At 40.5% G+C, this 13,328-nt stretch carries 14 protein-coding genes; 4 read left to right on the top strand and 10 right to left on the bottom strand.

Annotation, left to right across the window (positions count from 1 at the left end):
- Positions 1-3: 3 nt before the first annotated feature.
- The 7 genes from paaG to paaA form a co-directional block, all read right to left on the bottom strand.
- On the bottom strand, positions 4-795 hold the full coding sequence (paaG, locus tag AC25JC_RS06585; RefSeq protein ID WP_180084975.1) for a 2-(1,2-epoxy-1,2-dihydrophenyl)acetyl-CoA isomerase PaaG: 792 nt from the start codon (positions 793-795) through the stop codon (positions 4-6).
- Positions 795-1,565, bottom strand: a complete 771-nt coding sequence (locus AC25JC_RS06580; RefSeq protein ID WP_486923747.1) for an enoyl-CoA hydratase-related protein — start codon at positions 1,563-1,565, stop codon at positions 795-797. The genes paaG and AC25JC_RS06580 overlap by 1 nt, the downstream gene beginning before the upstream one ends.
- 25 nt (positions 1,566-1,590) lie before the next feature.
- A complete protein-coding gene (paaE, locus tag AC25JC_RS06575) occupies positions 1,591-2,649 on the bottom strand; it encodes a 1,2-phenylacetyl-CoA epoxidase subunit PaaE (RefSeq protein ID WP_486923709.1) in 1,059 nt (352 codons plus the stop codon).
- A 61-nt stretch (positions 2,650-2,710) separates the two neighbouring features.
- Positions 2,711-3,211, bottom strand: coding sequence for a 1,2-phenylacetyl-CoA epoxidase subunit PaaD (paaD, locus tag AC25JC_RS06570; RefSeq protein WP_180172010.1), 501 nt, complete (start codon positions 3,209-3,211; stop codon positions 2,711-2,713).
- 27 nt (positions 3,212-3,238) lie between these two features.
- Positions 3,239-3,994: a 1,2-phenylacetyl-CoA epoxidase subunit PaaC gene (gene paaC, locus AC25JC_RS06565; protein ID WP_078193736.1), complete on the bottom strand. Its 756-nt coding sequence runs from the start codon at positions 3,992-3,994 to the stop codon at positions 3,239-3,241.
- Positions 3,995-4,009: 15 nt separating this feature from the next.
- On the bottom strand, positions 4,010-4,300 hold the full coding sequence (gene paaB / locus AC25JC_RS06560) for a 1,2-phenylacetyl-CoA epoxidase subunit PaaB (protein WP_078193737.1): 291 nt from the start codon (positions 4,298-4,300) through the stop codon (positions 4,010-4,012).
- Between the two features lie 37 nt (positions 4,301-4,337).
- Positions 4,338-5,282, bottom strand: coding sequence for a 1,2-phenylacetyl-CoA epoxidase subunit PaaA (paaA, locus tag AC25JC_RS06555; RefSeq protein ID WP_111884663.1), 945 nt, complete (start codon positions 5,280-5,282; stop codon positions 4,338-4,340).
- 262 nt (positions 5,283-5,544) lie between these two features.
- On the opposite strand from paaA, the gene paaZ reads away from it, so the two are divergent.
- From paaZ to AC25JC_RS06535, 4 genes are all read left to right on the top strand, one after another.
- On the top strand, positions 5,545-7,659 hold the full coding sequence (paaZ, locus tag AC25JC_RS06550) for a phenylacetic acid degradation bifunctional protein PaaZ (RefSeq protein ID WP_486923708.1): 2,115 nt from the start codon (positions 5,545-5,547) through the stop codon (positions 7,657-7,659).
- A gap of 302 nt (positions 7,660-7,961) precedes the next feature.
- Positions 7,962-9,347, top strand: a complete 1,386-nt coding sequence (locus tag AC25JC_RS06545; protein ID WP_233943956.1) for an MFS transporter — start codon at positions 7,962-7,964, stop codon at positions 9,345-9,347.
- 396 nt (positions 9,348-9,743) lie between these two features.
- Positions 9,744-9,980, top strand: a complete 237-nt coding sequence (locus AC25JC_RS06540; protein WP_078193741.1) for a VF530 family protein — start codon at positions 9,744-9,746, stop codon at positions 9,978-9,980.
- A gap of 128 nt (positions 9,981-10,108) precedes the next feature.
- Positions 10,109-10,807 (top strand): DUF1826 domain-containing protein, encoded by a 699-nt coding sequence (locus AC25JC_RS06535; RefSeq protein ID WP_486923707.1) that lies wholly within the window; start codon positions 10,109-10,111, stop codon positions 10,805-10,807.
- Between the two features lie 51 nt (positions 10,808-10,858).
- On the opposite strand, the gene AC25JC_RS06530 is transcribed toward AC25JC_RS06535, so the two are convergent.
- From AC25JC_RS06530 to AC25JC_RS06520, 3 genes are all read right to left on the bottom strand, one after another.
- Positions 10,859-11,068, bottom strand: a complete 210-nt coding sequence (locus tag AC25JC_RS06530; RefSeq protein WP_486923706.1) for a hypothetical protein — start codon at positions 11,066-11,068, stop codon at positions 10,859-10,861.
- 195 nt (positions 11,069-11,263) lie between these two features.
- Complete coding sequence (locus tag AC25JC_RS06525; protein WP_486923705.1) at positions 11,264-11,548, bottom strand: cation efflux protein, CzcI-like; 285 nt, start codon at positions 11,546-11,548, stop codon at positions 11,264-11,266.
- A 194-nt stretch (positions 11,549-11,742) separates the two neighbouring features.
- Positions 11,743-13,146 carry an amino acid permease gene (locus tag AC25JC_RS06520; protein ID WP_249679807.1) on the bottom strand — a complete coding sequence of 468 codons (1,404 nt, stop codon included), beginning with the start codon at positions 13,144-13,146 and terminating at the stop codon, positions 11,743-11,745.
- Positions 13,147-13,328 lie beyond the last annotated feature (182 nt).

Raw genomic sequence — 13,328 nt, 5'->3', positions numbered from 1 at the left:
GATTTAGCATCCTGTATATTGTGGTGTACGTTTTTGCATAAAGGCTTGTACGCCTTCACGATAGTCACTGCTACGCCCTGCTAAACGCTGTAAATCACGTTCTAAAATCAATTGCTCATCGAGGCTATTAGCTGCTGCAGCATGAATGGCTTTTTTAATCAATGACAAACCATAAGTGGGTTGTGTCGCTAAATGTTCTGCCAATTTGCTGGCTTCGGCTTTCAGTTTTTCGTCTTCAACCACTTGCCAAATCATGCCCAATTGTTGTGCTTGCTCAGCAGGAATCTTATCGCCAAGCATAGCCAAAGCCATTGCTTGTGCACGACCAACCAAACGTGGCAAAAACCATGTTCCACCCGAATCTGGAACTAAACCTAAACGACAAAAGGCTTGAATAAAGGATGCTGATTTTGCAGCCAGTACAATGTCACACGCCAAAGCAATGTTGGCACCTGCACCCGCTGCTACACCATTCACTGCACACAGCACTGGTTTCGGCATTTCAGTAATCAGTTTGATCAGTGGGTTATAATACATTTCAATCGAGCGGCCTAAATCAGGTGCATCGGCATTCGGATCAACCACGCGGTCGCTTAAATCTTGTCCTGCACAAAAACCTCGACCTTCCGCAGAAATCACCACTGCACGAATCTCAGCATTTTTTGCCCATGCTTTGAGAACTCCTGAGACTTCTTGATGCATGATTTCATTAAAGCTATTGAGTTGCTTTGGACGATTAAACGTTAAATAACCGACTGCATTTTTTTCTTCGACAATAATTGTTTGGTAATCCATTACACACCTCTAAATGCGGGTTGTCTTTTTTCTAAGAAAGCTTGAATGCCTTCGTGACGATCTTGGGTTGCTGCCAACCACACAAAATGTTGACGCTCGAGTTTTAAACCCTGGCTTAGGGTCACTTCATGAATACTTTTTAGCGACTGTTTAATCACACGAATCGCTAAGGGTGCTTGCTTGGCAATTTTTTCTGCCAATTCAACGGCATATTGCACCGTTAAAGCTGTTGGGCAAATTTGACTGCTGATCCCGTGTTGCAATGCGGTCTGGGCGCTGATCATTTCACCTGTCATTGCCCAACGCATACACAGTTGCTGACCGACGAGACGTGCCAAACGCTGTGTTCCACCTGCCCCGGGCAACATGCCTAAACCAATTTCTGGTAAAGCAAATTGTGCATTTTCACCACTCAACACAATGTCACCATGCAATGCCAATTCAAAACCTGCACCTAAGGCATAACCGTTGACGGCCATAATTAAAGGCTTTGAAAACTCATCAATCCGCTTCCACAACTGTGGTCGTTGATCCTGTTGAATGCTGACCACATCAAGCTGTGCCAATTCATTTAAGTCTGCGCCTGCAGCAAAGCATTGTGAATGACCTGTAATCACGACTGCACGCACTTCACGGTCTTTATCTAAGGTTGTTAAATAATCCGCGAGCTCTTGCAATGTGGCATTGTTTAAGGCATTGCGTTTTTCAGGGCGATTCAGTTCAATGAGCACCACACCGGTTTTTGGAGAACTACTTTTTAGATATTGCATGTCCATACTTTCATTCCACACAGCGTTATTCATCAAAACTTAAGCGTACATTGGCAGTGGTTGGACGGGCTTGGCAGCTCAAGACATAACCTCTTGCAACTTCATCCTCTTCAAGGCTGTAGTTGATGGCCATTTCGACTTCACCTTCAAGCACCTTACACTTACAGGTGGCACACACCCCACCTTTACAGGCATAAGGTAAATCTGCACCTGCACGTAATGCGGCATCGAGGATACTGTCATCTTGTTTTGATACCTCAATGATCAACTCACGACCATCTAAAATAATGTTGACCTTTTCTTCACTACGTTGCGCAACTTGTTGTGCTGATGCTTTTGTAGTCGTACCTGTATTAAAGCGTTCTGTATGAATCTTGCTGCGCTCAATCCCTAGCGTCGGCAAAATTTCCTCAACGGCCGTCATCATCTCTTCTGGACCACAGGCAAAGCAGTGATCAGTATCTGTACGAATCAAACCGGCTTTGGCCAACTGCTGGAGCTTTTCAGCATCAATACGACCGTTAAAGATCTCGCTGTCATTCAATTCACGTGAAAAAATATTCACCAATTGCAAATGCTGATGAAAGCGATCTTTAAGATCCATGATTTGTTCAGCAAACATGGTTTGTTTCCATGAACGATTGCCATAAACCAGTGTAAATGTGGCATCTTGCTGACGATTCAGCACTGATTTCACGATGGATAAAATTGGCGTAATTCCACTGCCTGCAGCAAAACCTAAATAATGTTGTCCACCGACTTTTGCTGCTTTTTGGAAAAACACCCCTTGAGGTGGCATCACCTCTAACACATCCCCTGCTTTGAGGTGTTCATTCGCCCACGTTGAAAATTGACCTTGGTCAATTTTTTTAATGGCAATACTCATATCTTCTTGCACATCGCTACAAATCGAATAGCAACGACGAATTTCACCTTGCTCTGTGAGATGGCGAATAGTCAGGTGTTGACCTGGTTGATATTGAAACGCTGAGGCTTGTTCATCTTGCACAGCAAAAGAAATACAAATGGCATTTTCCGTTTGCGGCTGGATTGATTTAATGGTTAAGGGAATAAATTGACTCATTGTTAAAATCCTTCTTTTATTTTGTTGCTGTGCTGTTCAGCGCACATCGATGTCCATTAGATTAAATACATTTAAAGTAATCAAAGGGTTCTAAGCAGTCTTGGCAGCGGTATAAGGCTTTACATGCAGTAGAACTAAACTCGCTTAACAGCTGTGTATTTACACTGCCACAATGTGGGCAAGCCACGCCATCCGTCAGCGCCACATGCGTACCACACAGATGAGATGAACCTTGTGGTGGTGCAATACCGTATTCACGTAGCTTTTCTTTACCTGATTCACTCATCCAATCCGTGGTCCATGCCTCAGATAAATCCACCACTACTTTGACAGGGTGAATGTCATGCGCCAACAACGCTGTTTTGATTTCGTCTTTGAGTAAATCAGTGGCAGGACAACCGCTATAAGTTGGGGTCAAACGCACCACAATCTCTTGGCTTGCATTGAGTTCTACACCACGAATCATGCCCAAATCCAAGACCGATAACACCGGAATTTCTGGGTCAGACACCTGTTGTAAAATCTCCCAACATTGCTGCTCAACGTGTTGAATTCGGTTCATGTCACTCACTCCCTGTGAACGCTGTGATTACCACACCATCTCTGGATAGCTGCGTTGTAAATATTGCAACTCGGCAAGGACATAACCTAAATGTTCAGTATGTAAACCTTGCTTGGCTCCGCTACGGTAGGCTCCCTCTTGTGGTAGTTGTAGCTCGAAACGCGTTAATTCCGATTGAATCAGTTCTAACCATTTCGCAGGTAATATTGTTAAGTCAGGAACAATGCCGGCTTCTACCAATTGTTTTTCATCGTTAGTCAGTGCAAATAGCTCTTCGGTGAAACGCCACAATTGATTTAAACCATGTTGCACCTTGTCATGTGCTTCTTGCGTACCCAGACTTAAGCGCTCCATCCAAGCTGTTGAAAAACGTTGGTGATATTTCACTTCTTTGAGAGACTTAATCGCAAAGGCAGACAGTTCGGCATTGTTGCTATTGCTTAACGCGGCAAATAACAAGGCATGATAATGATCCATTAACCATTGACGTACGATGGTCTGTGCAAAGTCGCCATTGGGTTGTTCACAGAGCAGTAAATTGCGATATTCACGCTCAGTTCGAAAGTACGCTAAACGATCTTCATCACGTCCTAAACCTTCAATACTCCCTGCCAGTGAAAGCGCAGTACGTGCCTGACCTAATAAGTCCAAGCCAATATTCGCAAGTGCAATATCAAGCTCAAGTTCAGGTGCATGCCCACACCATTCCGCTAAACGATGTGACAAAATCAGTTGGCTGTCACCAATGTGTAATAGAAATTCGGATAAAACTTTATTGGTCATGCTGTGATCCTCCAATTACATATGCTCAATGCCGTGTGGAATGTTGTAAAAGGTTGGATGACGGTAAACCTTATCCAAATGTGGTTCAAAAAACTCCGCTTTTTCATCTGGTTGTGAACAAGTAATTAACTCAGATTTGACCACCCAAATACTGATGCCTTCGTTGCGACGGGTATACACGTCACGCGCATTTTGTAAGGCTATTTCATCATCCGGTGCGCGTAAGCTACCCACATGTCGATGGCTTAAACCTTGTTTGCTACGTACGAAGACTTCGTATAAAGACCAATTGTTTTTGTTATCCATGATTAAACTTCCTGTATGTCATTGATGACTTAAATGCTTATGCAATTTTGCGCGTATCATTGAATTGCTGTTGTTTTTTGGCATAGCTTGCTGCTGCATCACGAACCCATTTGCCGCCTTCCCATGCTTTACGACGTGCTTCAATACGTTCATGGTTGCATGGACCTTTACCTGCGATCACATTAAAGAATTCAGTCCAATTCACTTCACCAAACTCATAATGACCGGTCTCTTCATTCCACTTCAGGTCTGGATCTGGCACAGTTAAACCAAGCTGTAAAACTTGTGGCACGGTGTTATCCACAAATTTTTGACGTAAGGCATCATTACTAAACAGCTTAATTTTCCAATTCATGCTTTGTTCACTGTTCGGTGAATTGTCATCACTTGGACCAAACATCATGAGTGCAGGCCACCAAAAACGATTGACTGCATCTTGCGCCATTTGTTTTTGTTCAGGTGTGCCTTCTGCTAAACGCATCATGGCTTCAAAGCCTTGACGTTGATGGAAACTTTCTTCTTTACAAATACGCACCATGGCACGTGCATAAGGACCATACGAGGTACGGCATAAAGCAACCTGATTGACAATCGCCGCGCCATCGACCAACCAACCAATGGCTGCGACATCTGCCCAACTTAAGGTTGGATAATTAAAGATTGATGAATACTTCATGCGGCCTGCAATCAGTTTATCCATCATATCGTCACGATCTGCGCCTAAGGTCTCAGCTGCGCTATAGAGATATAACGCGTGACCTGCTTCGTCTTGTACTTTGGCAAGTAATACCGCTTTACGTTTTAAGGTGGGCGCACGGGTAATCCAATTGCCTTCTGGCAACATACCAATCACTTCAGAATGTGCATGTTGTCCAATTTGGCGAATTAAAGTTTTACGATAAGCGTCTGGCATCCAATCCTTTGGCTCAATCGATACATTATTGACAATGTTGTCATCAAATCTTTGTTGTTGCGTGTTCATGTTGTCTCACTTATCCCAAGTGTCGTTAGATTTAAATTAATACGATACAAAAAATAATTCAATTGCTTTTTATTGGTATCATATAAATATTTTTAACATCTACTAATAAGATATTGTTTTTATTTAATTAATATTTTTTTCATACTAAAAAATAATTTTTTTAACAGGGAATTTGATTGACAATCTGTTTTTTTGAATGCAATTTATGAAACACATATTATAAATTTAATATTAACAACGTATCATAAATGGAGTTATATCGATGTTGGATCTTGAGCAAAATTCACAAGACAATACCATTTCAGTGGATGGCAAATATGAGCCATCGGAATCTTTACTGCGCTTAAGCTCATTGGTTCTTGGACAAGAATACGTTGCATCAGTAGACTTACGTACAGTATTTCACGCCATTTCAGGTCAAGCCATTTACCAAGTCAGTAGTCATGGCATTGACACTCAAGCCGTGGTGCAATATGCCAAAACGCATGGTTCAAGTGTTGCCAATTGGACCTTTCATCAACGTGCCAATGCATTAAAGCAAATTGCACAGTACTTATTGGAACGTAAAGAAGACTACTATGCCCTTGCCGCAGCAACGGGCTGTACACGTAAAGATGCGTGGATTGATATCGAAGGTGGTATCGGCACATTATTTGCCTACTCAAGTTTAGTCCGCCGTGAGCTGAGCGATGAAAAAGTTTGGATTGAAGATGATTTTATTCAACTGTCTAAACACGGTTCATTTGGTGCCAAGCATTTACTGAGTCCCAAAGCCGGCGTAGCAGTACATATCAATGCCTTTAACTTCCCGATTTGGGGCATGTTGGAAAAAATTGCACCGACTTTATTGGCGGGTGTGCCGTGTATTGTAAAACCTGCAACAGAAGGTGCTCAGTTGACCCATGCGGTGGTGAAAGCCATTCATGAAAGTGGTTTCTTGCCTGAAGGTGCATTACAGCTGATCTGCGGTCAAACCTACGATCTCTTTGAACATTTAAATGAACAGGACACCGTGACATTTACTGGTTCTGCCTCAACGGGACAAAAATTACGTGCACATCCGCATTTAAATGCCTATTCCATTCCATTTAGTATGGAAGCCGATTCAGTCAACAGTGCCATCCTGACAACCCAAGCCTCAGATGAAAGCATTGATTTGTTTGTCCGTGAAATTTTCCGTGAAATGACCACCAAAGCCGGACAAAAATGTACCGCGATTCGCCGAGCATTTGTCCCTACGGCTTTATTAGAGACGGTGCAACAGAGTTTAATTGAGAAGCTGAAAAAAGTCGTATTGGGTGATCCAAGCCAAGAAGGTGTGACGATGGGTGCTTTGGCGAGCTATAAACAAAAGCTCGATGTTGCAGAAAAAGTCGAAATATTGGCACAAGATGCTGACATTATTTTTGGCAGTCATTTACGCCAAGATATCACGGTAAATGGTGCATATCATGAAAAATCAGCCTTATATCCACCTACAGTCTTACTTTGCCGTCAACCACTTGATGCACAACACGTCCATCAGGTTGAGGCCTTTGGCCCTGTGGTCACACTGATGCCGTATAGCACAGAAAGCGAGTTGGCAACCTTGGTTGCAAAAGGTGAAGGCAGTCTTGTGGCGTCCATTGTACGCAATGCGGATGAAAATATTGAAAGCTTAGTCGCAAAAATTGCACCATGGCATGGTCGTCTGCATATTTTAGATACGGAAAGTGCGCGTGAAAGTACTGGCCATGGTTCACCCCTACCACTTTTAGTCCATGGTGGTCCTGGTCGTGCAGGTGGCGGTGAAGAATTAGGAGGCTTACGTGCAGTCAAACATTATATGCAACGTACAGCATTACAAGGCTCACCAAATGTGTTAACCCAAATTGGTCATCGCTGGACAGCAGGTGCACAAGTCTTTGAAGATCGCGTGCATCCATTTAAAAAATCATTTGATGAACTGCGTATTGGAGAGCGTTTACTAACAGCACGCCGCACCATTACCGAAGCAGATATCGTTAATTTTGGTGGTTTGAGTGGCGACTATTTCTATGCACATATGGATAAAATTGCCGCTGCAGAATCATTATTTGGTGAACGCGTTGCGCATGGTTACTTTATTGTGTCTGCCGCAGCGGGTCTCTTTGTCGATGCTGCAGCAGGCCCAGTCATTGCCAACTATGGTATGGATAATTTACGTTTTGTTGAGCCGGTCAAAATTGGTGACACCATTCAAGTGGAACTGACCTGCAAGCAAAAAACACCTAAAGCGTTGCGTGATCCTGAACAAAAACCACACGGCGTGGTGGTTTGGGACATTAAAGTGAAAAACCAACGCGGTGAATTGGTTGCAACCTATGACATCTTAACGCTTGTCGAGCGTGATGTATAATTTCGACTCAACCAAAAAAGGAATCAATATGATTCCTTTTTTTTATATTATAGATTTATCTGTATCTTTTTTTTGTAAATAACATTGACGAACAATGAATTTCAACCTAAATTCGATTAATGATACTTTTTAAAACTAAAATAAATAATAAATGTATCAAATATATTTCAATAATAGCTTTGCACAGGAAGTTGCAAAATGAATGACAAAACAATGGTTTTAGAAACAGTTGGTTGCATCAAGCAACCTGCCATTTTAATCAAAGTAGGTAGTTTTATGGACATGAATAAAAGGAATTTCGCATGAATAATTCGCAAATAGAAATGAATACACCAGAACTTGCAATGGATATCCCCGAACAATCGAGGACACAGAAAATTGCTTTAGCAACCATCGTTGGTACCACCATCGAGTGGTATGATTATTTTATTTATGCTGCTGTTGCAGGTTTAGTTTTTAACCAACTTTTTTTTACACCTGCCGGACCTGCTTTCGGAACCCTATTAGTCTTCGCCTCGATTGGTATTAGTTTTATTTTCAGACCCTTTGGTGCTTTTATTGCAGGTTACTTTGGCGATAAATTAGGACGTAAAGCTGTACTCGCTATGACTTTGCTTTTGATGGGTGGGACAACGACCATGATTGGTTTACTTCCAACCTATGAGAATATTGGTATCGCAGCTCCGATCATTTTAATTTTATTGCGTATTTTACAAGGTATTTCTGCAGGTGGTGAATGGGGTGGAGCTGTATTAATGGCTGTTGAACACGCTCCTACCAAAAAACGTGGCTTATTTAGTTCATTTCCACAGTTAGGTGTACCACTAGGTTTGTTACTTGCATCCTTTGTTCTGGTGATTATGACCGCTTATGTTTCTCCTGGTGACGCATTTTTAGAATGGGGATGGCGCGTACCATTTTTACTCAGTATTATTTTATTTGGTTTAGGCTATTGGATTCGTCGCTCCGTTGAAGAAAGTCCAGTGTTCGAACAATTAAAAGAGCGTAAAGGCACAGCAAAAAAACCAATACGGGAACTATTTTCTGAGTATAAAAAACTTATTTTAACAGCTTCCCTTCTTACTGCTGGTACAACTTCACTTGGTTATATGACAGCAGGCGGTTTCATTCAAAGCTTTACTACTAATCCAAATGGCATGGCGTTAGATCGACCAACAATTTTGAGTTTAGTCTGTACTTCTGCAGTCATTTGGACATTCTTTACTTGGCTTTCAGCAGTCATGTCCGATAAATTTGGTCGAAAACCTATTTATATTTTAGGTTCAATCATCCAAATTTTAACTGCACTATTCTTATTCCCATTGGTTAGCACTGGTGAATATGTATACATTATGCTTGGTTTAGCAATACTCGCTATGGGAATTGGAATCACCTATGGTGTGCAAGCTGTTTATTATTCTGAACTCTTTCCTGCATCTATTCGATTCTCTGGTATTTCGATTACTTATGCACTGGGTTCAATCATTGGTGGTGCATTTGCTCCCCTGATTGCTGCAGCTTTAATCACTAAAGCTAACGGCATTTTCTTGGTAAGCACCTATCTGACGGTTATGGCTGTTATTGCTTTCATTGCAATCTGTGTACTTAAAGACCGCACAGGTATTACACTGGAACCAACCGATGAAGCTGAGAATGCACAAAAGAAATCGCCATTTATTTGGAAATAATCTAAGCGTTTAGATTTTTTAAATGACTTGCACACCCTGTCATTAAAAATAAGACCTGACTCGGACTTTTCAATCCGAGTTTTTTCTTGACCGATGCTTATAAATTTCTGCATATATAAACAGTCAAAAGAAGTATAAGCTGACTAACTAAAAATGAATTGTTTAAATTAATTATTTTCTGAATGTCAATTCTTCTTTTATTAATTTTACGCTTATAAATCTTCATACCCAAGATCTTATCCAGAGTGTTTCTTTGTTTTTAAGAAATCTTAGTCTTGCAAAATGGCTTCGGAAATATGTTAAATATTGAATATGAATCACATTTCAGTTCAAGCTCCCACTTTTTCAACTCGCTCGGGTTATAATGATCGTCTCCCAAAATACGATTGATCTAATATGAGCACCTCCAATGACCCTTTACACGGCAAAAAACTTGCTGACATCTTGGATGAATTATTGGATTACTACGGCGGTTTTGAGGGCTTAAGCCGTAAAATTGAAATTAGATGTTTTTGTATAGATCCAAGCGTTAAATCATCACTACGATTCTTACGTACTACACCTTGGGCACGTGAAAAAGTAGAAAGCTTATATTTGTATGTCTTACGCCAAAAAGCCAAACAGAAAGCATAACGATTAATACCTAAGCTCAAATAATCTTGTATAGCAGTTTGTGTTTTAAGATAAAATGAAACTGCTGAATCCTTCTAGCTATTCCTTGCACGCAGTATTTTCGCCTCAGATTTAATTCGATCCCTATTATGAGCAATCCTTTTTCCCAGTATCCTCAAATTGGTGTAGTCACTACATTTTCTGAATTGATTCATCGTCATTTCGAAGGTCAAATGAATGCGCTTTGTTGGCAACGTAGCTTACAAGGTGACTTTAAAGAAGTAGTCAAAAAACTCGAACTGATTGAAAATATTACTGAAGTTTCTATAGATGATCTGATGGAATTAAAGCTTTCAGCGCAAGGTCATTTAGCTAGAGAAATCATTTTAAATGACATGCAACAATTAACAGCATTTGGTGCATCACCCTCGCTGAATTTGCTTAAATGTTATGAACGCGATGATGAATTCGATTTCATCTCAACCGATGTTTATTCTTTTCATGTTGATAGATCACCCATCGCTACCGATACCTTTTTATGTACGTATTATGGTGCTTCCAGTGATATTGTGCCAAATGATCAAGTCACACAAAAAATCTTAATTCCTGAAATACGAAATCAACTCAAAGCTTTATACGATGGCCCTGACTCAGAGTTTGATGACTTTTTAAAGGAATATTTTTTTGATTTACATTATCAACTCAAAAACAATGCTGTGCCTGTAAATTTAGGCAATGGTCATCTATGGCGTTTAGCGGTGGATCATCCTACACAGCCAGTTTTACCTTGTGTGCACCGCGCACCTGTTGAAAATGCAGGTGAATATCGGCTTATGCTGATTTGCTGATTTGCTGATTTTAAATATTGATAAATCCTGAGTCCATACGATCCATTCTGTCTAATGAATGAACCGTAATTGAGATCGAGCTGTATTAAGGCAGCGGTAAAGCACTGGTAGTAGCCAAATATCTGTTTGTGCTTGGTCGTATTGTACCTTGGCAAATGCAGATTCGAAATTGCTGACATTTTTAGCAAAAGTACTTTTTAAGGCCGTCGAAATACCAACAGCTAAGCCTAGGCGTATAAACGCCGTAAAATATAAAGACATGATTTTTCCCACTCATTTATTAAAAAAAAGTGGCGGGAATGTTTTAGGCTACCCCGCCATTAGCGGGGCATAAACAGGAGGAGGTGTTTGCAGAAAGAGATCAGGCGTCTGATAAAGATTCGTCCAAACAAATTTTGGCGAATATTCAAAGGCCTGGTGCGCAATAAAAATAATCGATTGTTGGTTTTGTACAATCTAATGCGTCATAGACGGCAAATACTGTTGATAATCTTCACCGAGTTGCAGATCACTTGCGGTATTTTTGATTGGCTTGCTATTGGATTCATCAGATGCTTGATGCAACGAATGCTGTGGATTGGTTTCACTGCTGACGCATAAGGTATTTTGATGATGACCAAAATGATAGCTTTGAACAACTTGAGTTTGCTCTTCATGCACACAGAAAGCGGCTGCCACGTTCCAAAGGCTTTGGAACATGAATAATCCAACTAAGACTGTTATCCATGTCGCAGAACGCATATTGCATCAATCAAGAAAATTTTAACGATTATAAAGCTTGGAGTCGGTCGAAGGTCAAGTGAATCTTTGAATTTGTCTTAAAAATGGATTGCCATAGAGATATAACGTAACGCATTCGCTTTAATCCCCTGACACGGCACATTCTAAAAACAATCCATTGGTTCATGATTACGATTTTTATCAGCGAAACTTTTTTAATTTAGTTCTGAATCATGCTTCAACTTAGCTTTTCTTGTCACAACTAAGCCGCAGATAACCACCAATGTCGTAACACCTAAAGATAATGAAGTTTCATAACTATAGGCTGGAGATAAAAACATATAGATCAGCACACTTAAGATCACCAAAATGACTGCCCATGTGAGCCATGGAAATAGCCACATTTTAAACGCAACCTCAGTTCCATTTTTTTCGATTTGTGTTCTCAATTTAAGCTGTGAAAATGCAATCACTAAATAAACCAATAAGGCAATTGAACCTGTTGTAGACAGTAAAAATCCAAATACTTGGCCTGGAAATAAATAATTGACTGCACAGCAAATTAAGCCCACTACAGACGATGCCAATACTGCAATTGCAGGCACACCAGAGGCATTAATTGATGTGACCCATTGAGGTGCTTCTTTGCGTGTCCCCAATGAAAATAGCATCCTTGATGAACTATAAAGTGCAGCATTCATACAACTTGCAACCGCAATAAAGACTACACTATCAATAATCAATTTTGATTGAGGGACATTTAAACTGACCAAGACATATTGGAAAGTGCCTAATTGTTGTAATTGTGGTGAACGCCAATCTACCAGTGCAACCGTTATAAAAATTGAAACCACAAAAAATAAGATGACCCGATACAGTACTAAATTGGTTGCACGTTTAATTTTTTGTTCAGGATCTTTTGATTCTGCTGCAGCGATAGACAGTATTTCTACACCAAAGAAAGAAAATGCTGAAATCAATATTGCTGAAAGTACACCACCCAGGCCATTTGGCATAAATCCATCATTTTTAAACAGATTTTCTACACCACTTACATTAGGTTCTAAGGGCCAAAACCCCAATATGGCGGTGAGTCCAATGGCGATAAAAATTATAATAGCCAAGACTTTTATCAGAGAAAACCAAAATTCAAACTCACCAAAACTCCGAGTACTAAAAAAGTTCGCTAAACTGAGAAGCACAATAAAGAATGTCGCAAATACAGCACTTGATATTGAAGGAAACCATGCATGCAGAATTTCTGCACCAGCGATTGCTTCAATTGGAATAACTAAAACCCAAAACCACCAATATAACCATCCGATGGTAAAGCCCGCCCAAGGCCCAATGGCTTTTCTTGCATAGGTTGAAAATGAGCCGGTGTCAGGTTGAGCTACAGCCATTTCTCCCAACATTCGCATGATTAAAAAAACCAAAATACTGGTAGTAATATAAGCAAGAACGGCGGCAGGCCCTGCTTTTGCAATCGCAGCAGATGATCCAACAAACAGTCCAGCACCAATTACACCACCAATACTGATCATTGTAATATGCCGATTAGATAGCCCTGCACCCAGTTTTGCAGTTGAATTATGTGTGGCTAAGCTATCATCATGCATCGATTAGATTCCCTGTCTGCACGGTCAGTCGTACAAATCATTATTTCCAAGATCATTAGGAATAAAAAAGGGAAAACGCTGTGTTCTCCCTTGTTTTGTAACAATTTAATCTAGAAAATGAGTTTTTCATAGTTCTAATCAAAACTTTAAGATGCAGCTTAATACCATTTTTTCATCTAATT

The organism is Acinetobacter sp. P37 (genome assembly GCF_057480965.1).
Note: the sequence above shows the minus strand (reverse complement) of the source record. Positions and strands in the feature narration are given on the sequence as shown.